Source organism: Promicromonospora thailandica (assembly GCF_024171955.1).
Taxonomy (GTDB): domain Bacteria; phylum Actinomycetota; class Actinomycetes; order Actinomycetales; family Cellulomonadaceae; genus Promicromonospora; species Promicromonospora thailandica.
On sequence record NZ_JAMTCS010000007.1, the window covers coordinates 215348 to 233385 of the forward strand.

Sequence of the window (18038 nt, forward strand, 5' to 3'; positions counted from 1 at the left end):
ACCCGGCCGCGTGCGAGACTGGCGGGCGTGAACGAGCTTCCCGAGACTGCCGGTAACCGCCTCGACCCGTGGTTCGGTTCGTACGCGGCGCGAGCGCACGGCATGCGCGCGTCGGAGATCCGGGCGCTCTTCGCGGTGGCGAACCGCCCTGAGGTGGTCTCGCTCGCGGGCGGCATGCCGTACCTCGAGGGCCTTCCGCTCGACGTCATCGCCGACACGATGCAGCGACTCATCGCCACCAAGGGCACCACGGCGCTGCAGTACGGGTCCGGGCAGGGCGAGGAGTCGCTGCGCGAGCACATCACGCAGGTGGTCGCCCTCGAAGGGGTCTCGGCCCACCCGGACGACGTCGTCGTCACCACCGGCTCGCAGTCGGCCCTCGACCTGGTCACACGCATCTTCGTGGACCCGGGCGACGTGGTCGTCACCGAGGCGCCGTCGTACGTCGGCGCGCTCGGCGTCTTCCGTTCCTACCAGGCCGACGTCGTCCAGGTGCCCCTCGACGCCGACGGTCTCGTGCCCGAGGAGCTCGACGCCGCGCTCGCCCGGCTCGCGACCGAGGGCCGGCGCGTGAAGTTCCTGTACACCGTGCCGAACTTCCAGAACCCGGCCGGGGTCACGCTGTCCGCCGCCCGGAGGCCTCAGATCCTCGAGATCTGCCGCCGCCACGGCGTTCTCGTCGTGGAGGACAACCCGTACGGTCTGCTCGGGTTCGACGACGAGCCGCTGCCGGCGCTGCGTTCCTACGACACCGACGGGGTGCTGTACCTGGGGTCGTTCTCGAAGACCTTCGCCCCCGGATACCGGGTGGGCTTCGTGATCGCGCCGCACGCCGTGCGCGACAAGCTCGTGCTGGCGAGCGAGTCCGCCGTGCTGTCGCCGTCGAACGCGTCGCAGCTCGCGGTCGCGACATACCTCGAGACCTGCGACTGGAAGGCCCAGATCAAGGACTACCGGGAGATGTACCGCGACCGTCGCGACGCGCTGGTCGGCGCGCTCGGCGAGTACCTCCCGACCGCGTCGTGGAACGTGCCGCGCGGTGGATTCTTCGTGTGGGTGCGCCTCCCCGAGGGCCTCGACGCGCGGGCGATGCTGCCGCGCGCCGTCACGGCGCGCGTCGCCTACGTGCCCGGCACGGCCTTCTACTACGACGGCAGCGGTTCCGACCACATGCGCCTCTCGTTCTGCTTCCCGACGCCGGAGCGCATCCGCGAGGGCGTGCGCCGCCTGGCCGGTGTCGTGAACGCCGAGTCCGAGCTGGTGCAGATCTTCGGCACGTCCGCCCAGCCGGACCCCGACGCCGAGGACGTCGAAGGCCCCGCACCCGACCTGGCCTGACTCTCCTCGCGTCAGACGTGCAGGTCACCAGGGTGACGTGCGCGTCTGACACGATGGCTGCCGAACCGATGATCCGTCCCGACCGAGTGAGCCCTCGATGACCAGTCCCGCCTCAGCCGCCGACGCGTCGGCGTCGTCCGCCCCCGCCCCTGCCGCGCCCGACGACGCCGACCGCAGTCCCCTGGTCGTCGTCCTCGCCGGCGGCCTGTCGCACGAGCGCGACGTGTCGATCCGCTCGGGCCGCCGGGTCGCCGAGTCGCTGCGCTCCACCGGGCTCGATGTCGTGGTGCACGACGTCGACGCGGACCTGCTGCCTTTCCTGCGCGACACGCGACCGGACGTCGTCTGGCCGCTGCTGCACGGCGCCTCGGGCGAGGACGGCTCGGTGCGGGACGTGCTCGAGATGGCGCGCGTGCCGTACGTCGGCACGGGTCCCCGTGCCAGCCGGGTCGTCTGGAACAAGCCCATCGCCAAGGCCGCGCTGCTCGAGGCCGGGCTTGCCACCCCGGACTACGTGACGCTCCCCCAGAGCCTCTTCCGGGATCTCGGGGCGCAGCCGGTGCTCGACACGATCGTGCGACACGTCGGGCTGCCGCTGGTGGTCAAGCCGACGGAGGGCGGATCCGCACTCGGCGTGAGCATCGTGTCCCGGGCCGAGGACCTGCCGCGCGCCATGGTCGAGTGCTTCGCCTACGGGGAGACCGCGCTCATCGAGCGCGCGATCGACGGGGTCGAGCTCGCCGTCAGCGTGATCGACGGCCCGGACGGCGCCGAGGCGCTGCCCGCGGTCGAGATCGTGGCCGAGGACGGGTACGACTACGCCGCCCGGTACGTCGCCGGCGAGACGGAGTTCTTCGCCCCTGCTCGCCTCACCCGGGAGCAGGCGACGCACGTCGCCGACGTCGCCGTGCGTGCGCACCGTGCTCTTCGGCTGCGACACCTGTCACGCACCGACCTGATCCTCGACGGCTCCGGTACCGCACACGTCCTCGAGGTGAACGTGGCACCCGGCATGACCGAGATGTCGTTGCTGCCGCAGGCCGCCACTGCCAGCGGGCGCGACCTCGCGGAGCTCTACCGATCGATCGTCGACAGAGCGCTGCTCCCGGCGCGGTAGCCCGTTCGTCGTGCGAAAAGGGCCGGCACCCTGACGGGGTGCCGGCCCTTTTCCTGTCCGTGCGCCGCCTCAGTCCTCCGACGGCGGCTTCAGCAGACCGCGTTCTTCCGGCGCCATGACCTGCAGAATCCGGTTGAGGTCCTCCACCGAGGCGAACTCGACGGTCATGCGGCCCTTCGTCTTGCCGAGCGCGACCTTCACCCGCGTCTCGAAGCGGTCGGAGAGCCGCGTCGCGAGCTCGTCCACCGCCTCGCTCCGCGTCCCGGCCCGAGGCGCCTTCCGCGTCTTGCCGGCGCCACCCTCGGACTCGGTGAGCATCACGATCTCCTCGGTCGCACGCACCGAGAGTCCCTCCGAGACGATGCGCTGCGCGAGCCGCTCGATCTCGGCGCCGTCGCTGAGACCGAGCAGCGCGCGAGCGTGGCCGGCCGACAGCACGCCCGCCGCGACCCTGCGCTGCACGAGTGGCGGCAGGCGCAGCAGCCGCAGGGTGTTCGAGATCTGCGGGCGGCTGCGGGCGATGCGGGTGGCGAGCTCCTCGTGGGTACAGCCGAAGTCGTCGAGCAGCTGCCGGTAGGCGGCGGCCTCTTCGAGCGGGTTCAGGTCGGAGCGGTGCAGGTTCTCCAGGAGTGCGTCCCGGAGCATGTCACCGTCCTCGGTGTCGCGGACGATCGCGGGGATCGTGTCCAGCTCGGCGGCCTGCGTCGCACGCCAGCGACGCTCGCCCATGATCAGCTCGTACTCGCCCGGAGCATCCTTGACCGGGCGGACGACGATCGGCTGGAGCACGCCGATCTCCTTGATGGAGTCAACCAGCTCGTCGAGGTCACCCTCGTCGAAGACCGTCCGTGGCTGCCACGTGTTGGGTCGGATGGCGGTGACCGGTAGCTCGGCGAACCGAGCCCCCGGGACAGGAACCAGGTCCGCCGTTTCACGTGAAACGACACCGGGCTCGCTCTGCTCCCGGCCGAAGAAGGTGTTGTCGAGAGCCGACGCGCTGCCACCCTCGGCAGCCTCGTTCGCGACCGACAAGCGGCCGCTCGCGATCGCGGAGTCCCACTTCACCGTGCTGGGCCGCGGGCCCGAGCTCTTGGCCGGCTTGCGCTCCTGCGGTGCCTCGGTCGGCGTCGCCTCGACGGGCGGTACGCCGGCCTCAGGCTCGACCGTCACGTCGGGCGCGGACGGGCGCTCCGCCACGACGGTCGCGACCGTGCCCCCCGGCCCGCTGCTCGCGTCGTCGGACTCGCCAAGTCCTGCGCCGGGCGCCCGTTCGTCCAGCTCAGGACCGGTGGGGATCAGGGCGCCCAGGCCCCGCCCGAGCCCGCGTCGCTTCGCACTCATCGTGTCTCCTCGTCGGTTCCGGTCCGGCGTCGAGCACGGACAGGTTGTGTCTCCATCGGCACGGCGCGCTGCACGAGCCGTTCGTCATCGCGGACCATCAGTCCTGCGCACCCACCGCTTCCGGCTTCATCGCACGGCGAGGGCTCGAACCCCCCTGGCCGCGCTCAGCGAGCTCGCGGGACGCCTGAAGGTATGCCAGCGCACCGGTCGACGTCGCATCGTAGGTCATCACGGTCTGCCCGTAGCTCGGGGCCTCGGAGATGCGGACCGATCGCGGGATCGTCGTCTTGAACGTCTCCGCCGGGAAGTGTGACCGCACCTCCCCCGCCACCTGCTGCGCCAGGTTCGTGCGTCCGTCGTACATGGTGAGCAGGATCGACGAGACCCGCAGTTCCGGATTCAGGTGGGAACGGATCAGGTCGATCGTCTTGAGCAGCTGGCTGAGGCCCTCGAGTGCGTAGTACTCGCACTGGATCGGGATGAAGACCTCCCGGCCGGCCACGAACGCGTTCACCGTGAGCAGGCCCAGGCTGGGCGGGCAGTCGATGAGCACATAGTCGATCCGCTCCTCGCCCGCCGCCAGGCGGTCAGCGAGATACTTGTCGATCGCCTTGCGGAGCCGTGTTTCACGTGAAACGAGCGAGACGAGCTCGATCTCGGAACCCGAGAGATCGATGGTCGCCGGCACGCCCCACAGGTTCGGGATGTCAGGGCACTCTTGGACCGTGCTCGCGAGGGACTCCCCTTCGACGAGGATCTCGTAGACCGACGGCGTCCCCGCCCGGTGCTCGATACCGAGCGCGGTGGACGCGTTCCCCTGGGGGTCGTTGTCGATCACCAGGACATTGAGTCCGGACTGAGCCAGGCCGGCGGCGATGTTCACCGTGGTGGTCGTCTTGCCGACGCCGCCCTTCTGGTTCGCCACCGTGATGATGCGAGTCTTCGGCGGGCGCGGGAAGCGGCGCCCCTGAAGTTCGATGCGTCGACGAGCGTCCATGGCGAGCTCGGCGGCGACAGGAGTCGTGTCGTCAACGGCAGGGACGGTGGCGATGAGGGCTGAACGACGCTCGTCATCGCTACCGTGCGGGCCGCCTGTGGGCTGCTGCGTGCCGTGGGCCGTCTCCGCTGCCCCGGACGTTTCACGTGAAACGCCGGGAGCGGAGAGGCTCTGCACAGGAATCGGATCCGTCACGCCGCCACTGTAATCGCTGGCCACCGCATCTGGCTCGGCCTCCGACGCGGTTTCTCGGTCGGAATGTGTGAATTCCGCATCCACGTACGCCACCTCCTCGTCGTCGTCGACGACTGCGTGCCCGATCACAGCCGGCGCCGCATTGACGGCCGCGTCGAGTGCCTCGCTGGCTCGCTTGATCGCGTCCGCTGGCACGGGCCGATCTGTCGGCAGCTCGTCCATCAGATCGGGATCGTGCTCCTGTGCGAGCTGAGCCGAGGCACCGCCAGAGAGCTCAGCGGCCGGACCCGCCTCAGGCTCGACCTCGTCGGCCTCGGCACGGTCCTCTGCGGCAGAGCCTCCTGGCTCGTCCCCGGGCAACCCTGCACCGGTGCCGTCGCCAGGGAGAAGCGGTGCACTGCTCGTCGAGGCATCTTCGCCCGCGCTGTCGGGCTCCTCTGCGGCGGGCATCGTCACGGACTCGATCAACTGACTCAACACCGCTGCGCTCCTCGTGTCTGCACCATCCTGACCCCACACCTCGTCCCTCGGCACGCCCGGCGCGGGCTCCGGCCGGGGTGGCGCCATGTCCACCGATGACGGCACCGACTGGGCGGCGCCGTTCGAGCTCGTGCGCGGCCCGTGGTCGGGTTCCTGGTCCGAAGCCGGCTCGCTCGTATCCTGAGCAGCATCGGTGTCGCCGGCAGCTGCGTCGCTGACGGGAGCGGCGGCGCCCGAGTCCGTCACACCGTTGTGCTGGGCGCCGTTCCCCTGCGCGCCGTTGTGCTCGTTCTCCGCCGCGCCGTCCTCGGCCAAGTCCTCGACGCTCCCGCTCTCGGTCTCGACCGGCACCTCCAGGGTCGAGACGCTGGTGGCTCCGCCGGAACGGACGGCGGGGAGGTCGAGGCCGCCCTCCTTCGCCTCACGTTGTCCCCGTGCGCCGTCGATGGCCGGAGCGTCCGCGGCCGCCCTCGTCCCTCCCTCATGGGCTGGCCCTCCAGCCGCAGGCCCGGGGTCCCCGGTCGACCCGATCTCGACGGCTGCCCTTGCGCCGTCGTCAGTGCGCGCCGAGGTGCCTAGTTCCGTTGCCGACGGTCCGGCGACGCCGTCCTGGGGCAGAGCCACAGGCGCTGCCGACGTTGCCTCGGTCTCGTTCGTTGCCTCACCTGCGGAGGCGGGCGGGCCCGAAGCGGACGAGTCGGGCACAGTTACCGGGGCAGCCGGCACCGCCGCGGCTGCGGCCGCCGCCTTTCGCTTGGACTTTCGTCTGAAGAAGCACACGCGAGCAACGCTACGGTCGCGGACCTTCTCCGGGGTGCCGAAACGCCGACCCTGCAGCGATCAAGTTGGGCCGAGTCTGCACCACGTCTCCCTGGAGTCGCGGGACGCGACACGACACCGATCCGACGAGGCGGTTTGCCTCACGGCCGAATCGGTTTCACGTGAAGCAGATCTCGGGCCACGCCATCGGCCTGCTTCGACTCGGGGTCTCGTTTCACGTGAAACGACCATGGCCTCGGCACGGTATGTCGCATCTGGTATGCCCTCGAGCGCCAGGGCGCCTCCTAGCCTCAAGGGGTCAGGCCAACCGGTCCACGGAGGAGGCACCTTGCCCAGACTTGCTACCCGAGCGACATCCCTCATCGCAGCACTGACAGGAATTCTCGTCCTCGCCGTCGCGCCGCCCGCGACCGCTGCCACGTTCCTCACCCACGCCCAGGCTGCCAGTCAGCTCAGTGCCGCTAGCATCTCGTGGACGTCGAGCGGCGGGTGCAGCGACCGCAACGTCGCGACCTGCACCTCGTTCGACCAGGTTCGCCAGACCACCATCGACGGCATCCGAACGTTGAGGTCAGCGACCGGATGCGCCATCACGATCACGGGCGGCACCGAGACCGGCCACTCCAGCGGCACCTACAGTCACTGGAACGGCTACAAGCTCGATATCCGACACTCCGCCTGCGTCGACAGCTACATCACCAGCACGTTCACGTACGTCGGCTACATCTCCGGCTGGGGCCACCAGTACCGCTCCGGCTCCGGCAACCTGTACACCGACGAGGGCAACCACTGGGACATCCTCTACTACAACTGCGGCGGCTGCTGACGAGCGTCGCTCGGCCCTGAAGGGCGTCGAGCGGGGCGATTACCCCCTCGGTGACCGCTCCGTTCCACGTGAAACATCCTCAGCACTACTTCGACCGACGCGCGCGCAGGATCGTCGTCGACTCCACGCCCTCGACGGTCAGCCCCTCAAGGATCTCGGGCTCGGCCGCGCCGTACTTCCTGAGCACCTTTCGAGCCGGCTCGATCTCCTGCGCCACGTTCCGGCCCTTGAGGATGACCAGCTCACCACCCACACGTACCAGGGGAAGGCTCATCCGGGCCAGCTTCGACAGCGGAGCGACAGCGCGCGACGTGACGGCGTCGACCTCGAACGCGTCATGATACTCCTCCGCCCTGCCCCGCTTCACCTGCACGTTGGTGAGCCCCAGCTCTCCTGCGACCTCGGACAGCCACGTCGTGCGCCGCTCCATCGGCTCGACGAGAAGTACCTCGAGGTCGGGCCTCATGACCGCGATCACGATCCCCGGCAGCCCCGCACCTGAGCCGATGTCCGCCACGGCTCCCGTCGCTGGTAGATACTGCGCCACCGCCGCCGAGTTCAGGATGTGCCGCTCCCAGATGCGCGGAACCTCACGCGGTCCGATCAGCCCACGGAGCTCGCCCTGGTCCCGGAGCAGTTCCGCGTAACGCGTCACACCGTCGTAGGCGGCGCCGAAGAAATTTCGGACCGCTTCGCTGCTGCCCAGGGTCTCGCTGTCGAACACCTCGGCCTCGGCGCCGAACTCCCCCTGCCCCGCCACGTCCGATCCGCTCACGTCGGGTCCTCCACTCGCTGTCGGTAGAAAAGCCATGCGTACGAAGGGCCGGCACACGTCCTCGGACGTGCACCGGCCCCAGGCCGTGGCCGATGAAATCAGTCCGCGGCCACCGCCGCGGGCGCCGGCTGCACCACGACGTACCTCTCGGGCTCCACCCCCCGCGAGTCGCTGACCAGCCCCGCGGCCGCCACGGCGTCGTGCACGACCTTGCGCTCGAACGCGTTCAGCGGCTCGAGCTCGACCTCGTCACCCGACGCCCGCACCCGCTCGACGGCCTCGGTCGCGAGCCGCGTCAGCTCGACCCGGCGTGCGGCTCGGAAGCCGCCGATGTCGAGCATCAGCCTGCTGCGCTCCCCCGTGCGGGTCTGCACGGCGAGGCGGGTCAGCTCCTGCATCGCGTCGAGCACCTCGCCGTCGCGGCCGATCAGCTGAGCGAGCGATTCGGCGTCGTCGGCCACTACCTCGACCGCGGCGCGGTCGTGCTTGATGTCGAGGTCGATGTCGCCGTCGAGGTCGGCGATGTCGAGGAACTCCTCGAGGTAGTCGGCCGCGATCTCGCCCTCCTCCTCGAGGCGCTTGATCCGGTCCTCCGAGTCAGCCACGGGGGCCGCGGGATCCGGCGCTGCCGTACCTGTGCTCGCGTTCATCGCGTCCTCCTCTACTTCTTCTGCTTGCTCTTGCCCGACGACGTCGGGGTCGAGCCCGACGTCGTACCGGACGGCTTGGGCTTGGAGCCAGGCTGCTTGCCGGGCGTCGTGCCGGAGGACTTCGGCTTCGCCCCCGGCTTGCTCGCCACCGAAGTACCCGACCCGGCCTCCGGTGCGGTCTCGGGTGCGTCCTGCGGCGCAGACTGCGCGATCGCAGGCCGCGTCGGCGCGGCCCCACCCTTCTGCCGGTTCTTCCGCTTCGGCTGCACGCGCTGGCCGGCCTTCGGCTGCTCGACCACAGGGGTCGCGTCCTCGATGATCTCGCCTCGCTTGGCGGCGCGCTTCGCGGCCTTGGCGGCCTGGCGCTCCTTCAGCTGCTTCTCGGCGAGGGAGCCCGGCGTCGGCATCCGCTTGATCGTGTAGTACTGCTGGCCCATGGACCAGATGTTGGTCACGGTCCAGTAGATCAGCACGCCCACCGGGAAGTTGACGCCGGAGATCGCGAAGACGATCGGCAGCATGTAGAGCATCAGCTTCTGCGTCTGCGCCATCGGACCCTCCAGGGCCGACGGCGGCATGTTCTTCATGGTGAGCTGCCGCTGCGTGGTGAAGGTCGTGACGCTCATCGCGACGATCAGCGCGATGACCACGATGCGGGAGACCATCGAGTCGGTCTGCAGGAAGACGTCGCTGAGCTGCGCACCGAACAGGGTGGACGACTCGATGTCACCCGCGACATCGCGGGTGATGGGGCCGATCGGGTCAGCGGTGCCCTCGGAGATCTGCTTGAGGCTGTTCAGCACACGGAACAGCGCGAAGAAGATCGGCGACTGGAGCAGGATCGGCATGCAGGACGCGAACGGGTTCGTGCCGTGCTTCCGGTAGAGCTCCATGGTCTCCCGTGTCATGTTCTCGCGGGAGGCCGGATCGGTCTTGCCCTTGTACTTCTTCTGGATGGCCTGCAGCTCGGGCTGGATCATCTGCATCCCGCGCGAGGCCTTGATCTGCTTGAAGAAGAGCGGGATCAGGGCGATCCGGATCACGATCACCAGGGCGACGATCGACAGGACCCAGGCGGTTCCGGGGCCCGAGGCCATGCCCAGGTTGGTGAACAGCCAGTGCGATCCGTAGATGATCCAGGCGACCACCCATTCGATCGGCCAGAGGAATGCGAAGAAGTCCATCGGTCAAGAAGCTCCAGAGTCGGTGACGCGAAGTCTGCGGGTGCGGGTGTCGTGCCGGCGGCCGGCGCCGGGGCAGGTCAGCCCTCGGCGTGGGTGTGCGCGCCGCGCGCGGGCGGCACGTCGTCGACGCCGCCGAGACTCCACGGGTTGCACCGCAGCAGGCGCCACAGCGCGAGACCCAGCCCGCGCAGCGCGCCGTGGCGCCGGAGCGCGATCAGGGCGTACTGCGAGCAGGACGGGTAGTACTTACAGCTCGGGGGGCTCATCGGGCTGATGAACGCCTGGTAGAACCGGACCATCCCCACCAGGAGGGTCACCGGGAGCCGACCGATCAGGGAGGGCTCGCGCGGCGGTGCCTCACCCTCGGGCGCGGGGATGGTGGTCATCTCTTCCCGTCTCCCGTCGCACGTGCCACGGCACGCCGCAGGCACGAGTCGAGGTCGCGGTCCAGGTCCGCGTACGTGGCGCCCGCCGACGGCGGAAGTGCCCGGACGACGGCGCGAGCCGCCGACGGCAGCACGGAGAGGTGCCCCGCGGCGGCGGCACGGAGCCGGCGCTTCACGAGGTTGCGCTGCACGGAGTTACCCACAGCCTTGGAAACGACAAAACCGACCTGTGGAGTTCCCGCGCCTGCATCCGGGACGTTCTCGTCCGGTACCAGGAGGTGAACCACCACGGTCGATCGACCTGCACGCGTGCCGCGGCGCACCGTCCGCTCGAAGTCGACGGAACGGCGCAGACGGTGCGCCGCAGGCAACATGGCTCAGGCAGAGAGCTCGGCGCGACCCTTGCGACGGCGGGCCGCGAGGATGGCGCGACCGGCACGGGTGCGCATACGCAGCCGGAAGCCGTGGGTCTTGGCGCGACGCCGGTTGTTCGGCTGGAAGGTCCGCTTGCTCACGAGGTACTCCAAGAACGTCGGGGGAGGCACACCGTCTGTCCTCGACGATGCAGTGAAAGGTGGCCGCTCGGCATGACGATCGGCCTCGCCGACCCGGGGCCCGGCCCACTGGTCGCGGCCGACGTCGTTGAACGTGGCCCGCATCCCTGCATGGGCGCGCAGAAGTACCTGGAACGGCTGTCTGACGTTACGCCGCAGAGCCCCTCCGGGTCAAACCAGAACGGCGGGATCATGCGTGTCGCGCGCGCCACACCGCGCGCTCCAGAAGGTCGACCGACGGCCCCGGGCGACCTGCCTGTGTACCACTGTTTCCGGGGTGATCCGCGCAATCCACAACCTGTGGACAACTGTGTGGACGGTGCCTCATCATGGCAGACTCCAAGACACCCCCAGCGCGCGCTCCACCCACGCACGAGACGAAGGAAAGCCAGTGGCCAACCCGGACGAGAACATCGGCGACGTCTGGGCACAGACCCTGACGGCGCTCGAGGCCCGGCCCGACATGAGCCCCCGGCAGCTCGCCTTCATCCGTCTCGCCAAGCCGATGGCCGTCCTGGACGACATGGTCTTCATCGCGGTGCCGCACGAGCAGACCCGCACCTATCTCGAGACGGCGGTACGCGACGACCTGGTCTCCGCCATGTCCTCCGTGCTCGGCCGCGACGTCCGTTTCGGCATCACGGTAGACCCTGAGCTCAGCAGCAGCACGTTGGCCGGCCCGTCGCAGATCTCCGGTCCTGCCACGCTGTCCCTCGAGCAGGAGCCACCCGAGCCCGAGCAGGCGCAGATGCCCATCGCGCCGCTGCCGGCACCCAAGCCTTCCGCCGAGCCCACCCGGCTGAACCCGAAGTACATCTTCGAGACGTTCGTCATCGGCTCGTCCAACCGCTTCGCGCACGCGGCCGCCGTCGCGGTCGCCGAGGCGCCGGCCAAGGCGTACAACCCGCTCTTCATCTACGGCGACTCGGGGCTGGGCAAGACCCACCTGCTGCACGCCATCGGGCACTACGTCCACAACCTCTATCCACACATCCGGGTGCGGTACGTGAACTCCGAGGAGTTCACCAACGACTTCATCAACAGCATCGGTGAAGGCAAGGCCGGCGCGTTCCAGCGCCGCTACCGCGACGTGGACGTGCTCCTCATCGACGACATCCAGTTCCTGCAGGGCAAGGAACAGACGATGGAGGAGTTCTTCCACACCTTCAACGCACTGCACAACGCCAACAAGCAGGTCGTCATCACGTCGGACGTCCCGCCCAAGCAGCTCAACGGGTTCGAGGACCGGCTGCGGTCCCGCTTCGAGTGGGGCCTCATCACCGACGTCCAGCCGCCCGACCTCGAGACCCGCATCGCCATCATGCGCAAGAAGGCGGCGAGCGAGCACCTCGACGTCCCGGCCGACGTCCTCTCCTACATCGGTTCGCGGATCTCGACGAACATCCGCGAGCTGGAGGGCGCGCTCATCCGCGTCACCGCGTTCGCGAACCTCAACCGGCAGCAGGTAGACCTGGCGCTGGCCGAGATAGTGCTCAAGGACCTCATCACCGATGACGACGACACCGCCGAGATCACACCGGCCGTCGTCATCGCGCAGACCGCCGCGTACTTCGGGCTGACCATAGACGACCTGTGCGGCTCGTCACGGTCGCGGGTGCTGGTCACCGCGCGCCAGATCGCCATGTACCTCTGCCGGGAGCTCACCGACCTGTCGCTCCCCAAGATCGGTCAGCAGTTCGGCGGTCGCGACCACACCACCGTCATGCACGCGAACAAGAAGATCGCGGGCCAGATGGCGGAGCGGCGCTCGACCTACAACCAGGTCACCGAGCTCACGAGCCGGATCAAGCAGCAGCAGCGCGGCTGACCTCCGCCCCGCTCTTCCGCCCTGACTGATCGGGCAGAACCCCGGTTTTCTGGCGAATCCCCACCCCTGTGCACAGCCTCGCTCGTGCGCAGGGGTGTTGCGTATACGCACCTCCACAGGACTTTCCACACCCTGAACCGCGGATCCACGCAGTTCTCCCCACCCTGTCCCCAGGCATGTGGACAGTGCCTGTGCAGAAACTGGTGCCAAGACGCCAACCACCGATTCACACCTGGGGACAGACCTGTGGACGGGTGTGGACGAAGGCTCGATTTCTGTGGGCAGAGACCCCCTGATCGGTGGACAGCCTGTGGGTAGAAATTCGCTCTCCACAGGGGCCACTAGTTCTTGCACAGTTGCACCCACAGCTCCTCCACAGGAGAAAATGGGCTCTGACCTGCGACAAGACCGGATATCCCCAGTTTCCACAACACCTACTACGACTACGACAGATATCTCTCAGAGGGAATCCGCACGCCTTCATCAGGCCGAGCGAGCGCTCGTTCCACCCCTTCGAACATTAGTACGAGAGCCCCGGAGAAGTCCATCCACAGCCACCTCCTCTCGAGTGCCACCAGGTCCTCAACTCGCGTAGGGTTTCCTTCGACAGCCCAGGAACAAGAGGAGATGCAACGGCATGAAGTTCAGGGTCGAGCGCGACGTCCTCGCTGATGCCGTGACATGGACCGCTCGCACGCTCCCCACACGGCCACCGGCTCCTGTCCTCGCGGGCGTCCGCATCGAGGCGGACGCACAGGGCGTGATCAACCTCGCGAGCTTCGACTACGAGACCTCGGCGCGGTCCGAGATCCCCGCTGAGGTAGCCGAGCCCGGCACGGTGCTCGTCTCGGGCCGCCTGCTGGCCGAGATCTCCCGGGCGCTGCCCAACAAGCCTGTGGACGTCGCGCTCGAGGGCAGCAAGGTCGTCGTCACCTGTGGCGCGAGCCGGTTCACGCTCCTCACCATGCCTGTGGACGAGTACCCCGCACTTCCCGGGCTGCCTGAGGTGAGCGGCACCGTCTCCGGCGACGCGTTCACCCACGCCGTCGCCCAGGTGACCGTTGCCGCGAGCCGTGACGACACCCTGCCGTTGCTCACCGGCGTCCGGGTGGAGATCGAGGGCGAGCGCATCACGCTCCTGTCCACGGACCGCTACCGCCTTGCGCTGCGTGAGCTCACCTGGACCCCCGCCACTCCGGGGTTCTCCGCGGCCGCGCTGGTCCGGGCCCGCACTCTCAACGATGTCGCCAAGTCGCTCGGCTCGGGCGGCGGTCTCGTGAACGTCGGCCTGTCCACAGGCCAAGGCCTGGACCTGGTCGGATTCGAGGCCGGCGGCCGCCAGACCACGTCGCAGCTCGTCGAGGGTGACTACCCGGCGGTGCGCCGGCTGTTCCCGGACAGCACCCCGATCCATGCCGTCGTCGCCACTGCGCCGCTCATCGAGGCCGCGAAGCGCGTCAGCCTGGTCGCCGAGCGCAACACCCCCATCCGGCTCTCGTTCAGCGAGGGCCAGGTAGTCCTCGACGCCGGGCACGGGGACGACGCGCAGGCCTCGGAGGCGCTGGAGGCGGTCCTGGTCGGCGAGGACATCGCCGTGGCCTTCAACCCGCAGTTCCTGCTGGACGGGCTCGGTGCCCTGGGCACCGACTTCGTGCGGCTCTCCTTCACCCACCCCAACAAGCCGGTCGAGTTCACCGGTCAGGGCAGCCTGGACGGCGAGGACGACTCGTCCTACCGCTACCTGCTGGTCCCCATCCGCTTCACCGGCTGACGGCCCTCGTTCGACCGGCTGCGAGCCCTGGAATGCCGGGGCTCAGCCCCGGGTTGCACGGGATTATCAGCCTGCACCAAGGACGGCCGCCACAAGCGATGTCGTCCGATCGACCCTTGAGGAGCAAACGCACATGGTCACCCACATCGGCCTGGTCGGCCTGGGGAAGATGGGCAACAACATGCGGTCCCGCCTGCGCAAGGGCGGTATCGAGGTCACGGGCTTCGACCCGCGGCCCGAGGTGTCGGACGTCCCGACCCTGGCCGACCTTGCCGCGGCGCTCCCCGCGGAGAAGCGCGTCGTCTGGGTGATGGTTCCCGCGGGTGAGGCGACGCGCAGCGTGCTCGACCAGCTGGGCGACATCCTCGGCGAGGGCGACATCGTGATCGAGGGCGGGAACTCGCACTACGTGGAGGACCAGGAGCGTGCGGCCGAGCTCGCGGCAAAGGGCATCGGTTACCTCGACGTCGGTGTGAGCGGTGGCGTGTGGGGCCTTGAGAACGGCTACGGCCTCATGGTCGGCGGCTCAGCGGCCGACGTCGAGAGCGTCATGCCGGTGTTCGACGCCCTGCGCCCCGAAGGGCCCCGCGAGGAGGGGTTCGTGCACGCCGGCGGCGTCGGCGCGGGCCACTACGCGAAGATGGTGCACAACGGCATCGAGTACGGCCTCATGCAGGCCTACGCCGAGGGTTACGAGCTGCTCGCGGCCAAGTCGGACCTGATCGACGACGTGCACGGCACGGTGCGGGCATGGAGCCGAGGCACCGTCGTGCGGTCGTGGCTGCTCGACCTCATGGTCAAGGCGCTCGAGGAGGACCCGAAGCTCGCTCTCCTGGACGACTGGGTCGACGACTCCGGCGAGGGGCGCTGGACCGTCGACGAGGGCATCGACCTGGCGGTCCCGCTCCCGGTGATCTCCGCCGCGCTGTTCGCCCGGTTCGCGTCGCGCCAGGAGCAGTCGCCCGCGATGAAGGCGGTCGCCGCGCTGCGCCAGCAGTTCGGCGGGCACGCGGTGAAGAAGGCGGACTAGCCACAGGGACACGTACCATCACCTGTTGATGTACGTCTCCCACCTCTCCCTGCTGGACTTCCGGTCCTACGCGTCCGCCGACCTCGAGCTGGAGCCCGGCGTCAACGCGTTCGTCGGGCGGAACGGGCGCGGCAAGACCAACCTCGTGGAGGCCATCGGGTACGTGGCCACCCTCGGGTCGCACCGGGTGGCCACAGACGCCCCGCTGATCCGCTCGGGCGCCGAACGCGCCGTCGTCCGGACGCGCATCGTGCGCGGGGACCGGGCCAGCACGATCGAGCTGGAGATCACGCAGGGCAAGGCGAACCGGGCGCGGATCAACCGCGGCCAGCAGGTCCGGGCTCGCGACGTGCTGGGGATCCTGCGCACGGTGCTCTTCGCCCCGGAGGATCTCGCCCTCGTCAAGGGCGACCCCGACGGTCGCCGGCGGTTCATGGACCAGCTGCTGGTGCTGATGATGCCGCGGGTCTCCGCGGTGCTGTCCGACTACGAGCGGGTGCTGCGTCAACGCTCGGCGCTGCTGAAGTCGGCACGTGCGTCCCGCAGGTCCGGCGGCTCGGCCCGGTCGGAGAGTGCCGCCGCGGAGCTCGCGACGCTCGACGTCTGGGACGCGCGGCTCGCCGAGCTCGGCGCCGAGATCCTCTCGCTGCGCCTCCAGCTCGTCGCCGCGCTGCGCCCCGCGGTGGCGGCCGCCTACGAGCAGGTGAGCGATGCCGACGGGGACGCGGAGATCGCCTATCGTGCGTCACTGCCTGCGCTCGAGACCGGTCATCCACCGGAGTTGTCCACAGGCTCTGGGGATAACTCCACCCAGGTCGGACAGCTCCGTGACCTGCTGCTGGAGGCGCTCACCGAAGCCCGGCCACAGGAGCTGGAGCGCGGCGTGAGCCTCGTCGGCCCGCACCGGGACGACCTCGTGCTGACCCTCGGCGGTCTGCCGGCCAAGGGCTACGCGAGCCACGGCGAGTCGTGGTCCTTCGCGCTCGCGCTGCGGCTCGCGTCGTTCCGGCTTCTGGGGGGAGATCCGCAGAATTCGGCGGATTCACCCGCCTTCTGGGACCCCGATCTCGGGACCGACGCCGACCCCGTGCTCATTCTCGACGACGTGTTCGCGGAGCTCGACGTCCGTCGTCGGGAGCGGCTCGCCGACCTCGTCCTCCCGGCCCGGCAGGTGCTCGTCACAGCGGCCGTCCCGGAGGACGTGCCCGTGGTTCTCGACGGAGTACGGTTTCACGTGGAACCCGGGACGGTGACACGTGACTGACGACTCTCCACAACCCCCTGTGGATAACTCGGGACCTGAGCTGACCCCCGCGTCGGAGGTGGCGCGGGCCGCACTCAACCGTGCGAAGGCGGCTGCGCGCGCTCGCGGGCTGCGGCCTGGTTCGCCGGCGCGCCGGTCCCCGCTGGCGGAGCCCAGGACGAGCGGTCCCGGCCCGGGGGCGCGCGATCCCCAGCTGCTCGGCTCCGTGGTCGGCCGCTTCCTGCGGGAGAAGGGCTGGACCGAGGAGGTCTCGGTCGGCGGCGTCATGGGTCGGTGGCGCGAGGTCGTCGGCGGCGAGATCGCCGACCACTGCGCACCCGAGACGTTCGAGGACAAGGTGCTTGTCGTCCGTGCCGACTCAACGGCCTGGGCCACGCAGCTGCGGCTCCTGGTGCCGACCCTCCTGCGGCGGATGGCCGAGGAGATCGGTGAGGGCGTGGTCGAGGAGGTGACCGTGCTCGGCCCGGCCGGGCCTGGGTTCCGCAGAGGACCACGGTCGGTGCGCGGCCCCGGACCCCGGGACACCTGGGGCTGACCCCGGGAACGACGAAGGGCTCCCCGGCCGAAGCCGGGGAGCCCTTCTCAGCTCAGCTGCGCAGGAGCGTCAGCCAGAGATGTCAGGCGTTCTGCTGCATCCGCTTGCGGGCCCAGACCAGGGCGACGCCACCGGCGGCGAGCAGCGCGGCGAACGCCACGGCGCCACCGACGGTCGCACCGGTCGCGGCGAGCACCGGGGGCTCCTCAGCGGCGGGGCTGGGGGACGCGGACGGCTCGGCGGCGGGCACGGAGGCCTCCTCCGACGGCTCGACGACCGGCTCCTCGCTGGGCTCGGGCGACGGGGTGGGCTCGGCGCAGTCCTCCTCGAGGACGACGAGCTCGGTCGGCAGGAGTGCCGTGCCGTCGGGCTGGAGCACGTAGGCGCCCAGGTCCTCGGGGAACGCGTAGGCGTCGGAGGTCAGCGTGGCGACGATGCCCGCCTCGGACTTGCTGTACGTGATCGCCTCGGTGCTCTCCGGGAGCACGACGTCGTCGAGGCTGGCGGCGCAGCCCGCCACGGCCTCCGGGATGACCGGCGAGACGAACTCGGCGGGCGGCGGGGTCTGGCACGCGGGGATCGAGCCGGACTGCGTCCAGTCGTACTTGTCGTTGTCGTACGCGTCGACGGTGACGGTCCAGTCGTGCGCGGCGTCGAGCGCCAGGTTGTCGTAGCGGCCCTGGAAGCCGTTCGAGAACTCCGTGTCCTCACGGGTCTCACCGTCGATGACGACGGTGACGTTGGCACCCGAGTAGTACTTGAGGTCCACGTTCACGAACCCGCAGTCAGCGGAGACGCTCGGGGTGTGCGCGGACGCAGGGGCGGCCATGGCGACCATTCCGCCCAGAGCCAGTGCGGCGAGAGTGCCGCCGGCGAGAAGCTTCTTCACTCTGTTGCCCTTCGAAGAGAGAGACGGCAGCGCGAGTCGCGCTGATGACCGGTCGGCGCTATTAGAGCAGAAAACGACAAATCAACGAAATGTCTCCT

At 69.4% G+C, this 18038-nt stretch carries 16 protein-coding genes and 1 pseudogene; 8 read left to right on the forward strand and 9 right to left on the reverse strand.

Annotated elements, in window-relative coordinates:
• Positions 1 to 27: 27 nt before the first annotated feature.
• Complete coding sequence (locus tag APR03_RS12885) at positions 28 to 1338, forward strand: aminotransferase-like domain-containing protein (RefSeq protein ID WP_443703135.1); 1311 nt, start codon at positions 28 to 30, stop codon at positions 1336 to 1338.
• A 97-nt stretch (positions 1339 to 1435) separates the two neighbouring features.
• Positions 1436 to 2455: a D-alanine--D-alanine ligase family protein gene (locus APR03_RS12890; RefSeq protein ID WP_253836190.1), complete on the forward strand. Its 1020-nt coding sequence runs from the start codon at positions 1436 to 1438 to the stop codon at positions 2453 to 2455.
• Between the two features lie 69 nt (positions 2456 to 2524).
• On the opposite strand, the gene APR03_RS12895 is transcribed toward APR03_RS12890, so the two are convergent.
• The gene (locus tag APR03_RS12895) at positions 2525 to 3796 is read right to left on the reverse strand and encodes a ParB/RepB/Spo0J family partition protein (RefSeq protein ID WP_253836191.1); all 1272 of its coding nucleotides are present in this window, start codon (positions 3794 to 3796) and stop codon (positions 2525 to 2527) included.
• Between the two features lie 97 nt (positions 3797 to 3893).
• Positions 3894 to 5783, reverse strand: coding sequence for a ParA family protein (locus APR03_RS24890; RefSeq protein WP_275977478.1), 1890 nt, complete (start codon positions 5781 to 5783; stop codon positions 3894 to 3896).
• A 1030-nt stretch (positions 5784 to 6813) separates the two neighbouring features.
• Between APR03_RS24890 and APR03_RS12905 the strand changes: the two genes are divergently transcribed.
• Positions 6814 to 7074 (forward strand): hypothetical protein, encoded by a 261-nt coding sequence (locus APR03_RS12905; RefSeq protein ID WP_253836192.1) that lies wholly within the window; start codon positions 6814 to 6816, stop codon positions 7072 to 7074.
• Positions 7075 to 7159: 85 nt separating this feature from the next.
• Here APR03_RS12905 and rsmG read toward each other — a convergent pair whose 3' ends face one another.
• The 6 genes from rsmG to rpmH form a co-directional block, all read right to left on the reverse strand.
• Complete coding sequence (gene rsmG / locus APR03_RS12910; RefSeq protein WP_308216493.1) at positions 7160 to 7849, reverse strand: 16S rRNA (guanine(527)-N(7))-methyltransferase RsmG; 690 nt, start codon at positions 7847 to 7849, stop codon at positions 7160 to 7162.
• Between the two features lie 98 nt (positions 7850 to 7947).
• Complete coding sequence (locus APR03_RS12915) at positions 7948 to 8499, reverse strand: Jag family protein (protein ID WP_253836193.1); 552 nt, start codon at positions 8497 to 8499, stop codon at positions 7948 to 7950.
• Between the two features lie 11 nt (positions 8500 to 8510).
• The gene (yidC, locus tag APR03_RS12920) at positions 8511 to 9683 is read right to left on the reverse strand and encodes a membrane protein insertase YidC (RefSeq protein ID WP_253836194.1); all 1173 of its coding nucleotides are present in this window, start codon (positions 9681 to 9683) and stop codon (positions 8511 to 8513) included.
• A gap of 77 nt (positions 9684 to 9760) precedes the next feature.
• Positions 9761 to 10069: a membrane protein insertion efficiency factor YidD gene (gene yidD / locus APR03_RS12925; protein ID WP_253836195.1), complete on the reverse strand. Its 309-nt coding sequence runs from the start codon at positions 10067 to 10069 to the stop codon at positions 9761 to 9763.
• Positions 10066 to 10443 carry a ribonuclease P protein component gene (gene rnpA / locus APR03_RS12930; RefSeq protein ID WP_253836196.1) on the reverse strand — a complete coding sequence of 126 codons (378 nt, stop codon included), beginning with the start codon at positions 10441 to 10443 and terminating at the stop codon, positions 10066 to 10068. Before rnpA ends, yidD begins: the two co-directional genes overlap by 4 nt.
• Positions 10444 to 10446: 3 nt before the next feature.
• On the reverse strand, positions 10447 to 10584 hold the full coding sequence (rpmH, locus tag APR03_RS12935) for a 50S ribosomal protein L34 (protein ID WP_010849920.1): 138 nt from the start codon (positions 10582 to 10584) through the stop codon (positions 10447 to 10449).
• A gap of 430 nt (positions 10585 to 11014) precedes the next feature.
• Between rpmH and dnaA the strand changes: the two genes are divergently transcribed.
• The 5 genes and pseudogenes from dnaA to APR03_RS12960 all read left to right on the forward strand — a co-directional run bounded on the left by dnaA (position 11015) and on the right by APR03_RS12960 (position 17051).
• Entirely contained in the window at positions 11015 to 12451 is a 1437-nt protein-coding gene (gene dnaA, locus APR03_RS12940) for a chromosomal replication initiator protein DnaA (RefSeq protein WP_308216494.1), read from the forward strand.
• Between the two features lie 637 nt (positions 12452 to 13088).
• Positions 13089 to 14222: a DNA polymerase III subunit beta gene (gene dnaN, locus APR03_RS12945; protein ID WP_253836197.1), complete on the forward strand. Its 1134-nt coding sequence runs from the start codon at positions 13089 to 13091 to the stop codon at positions 14220 to 14222.
• Between the two features lie 106 nt (positions 14223 to 14328).
• Positions 14329 to 15252: pseudogene (gene gnd, locus APR03_RS12950) on the forward strand (phosphogluconate dehydrogenase (NAD(+)-dependent, decarboxylating)); the annotation flags it as partial.
• Positions 15253 to 15280: 28 nt separating this feature from the next.
• Positions 15281 to 16516: a DNA replication/repair protein RecF gene (gene recF / locus APR03_RS12955; protein WP_253836348.1), complete on the forward strand. Its 1236-nt coding sequence runs from the start codon at positions 15281 to 15283 to the stop codon at positions 16514 to 16516.
• Positions 16517 to 16721: 205 nt separating this feature from the next.
• The gene (locus APR03_RS12960; RefSeq protein ID WP_253836201.1) at positions 16722 to 17051 is read left to right on the forward strand and encodes a DciA family protein; all 330 of its coding nucleotides are present in this window, start codon (positions 16722 to 16724) and stop codon (positions 17049 to 17051) included.
• 82 nt (positions 17052 to 17133) lie between these two features.
• On the opposite strand, the gene APR03_RS12965 is transcribed toward APR03_RS12960, so the two are convergent.
• Positions 17134 to 17940 (reverse strand): hypothetical protein, encoded by an 807-nt coding sequence (locus tag APR03_RS12965; RefSeq protein WP_253836202.1) that lies wholly within the window; start codon positions 17938 to 17940, stop codon positions 17134 to 17136.
• Positions 17941 to 18038 lie beyond the last annotated feature (98 nt).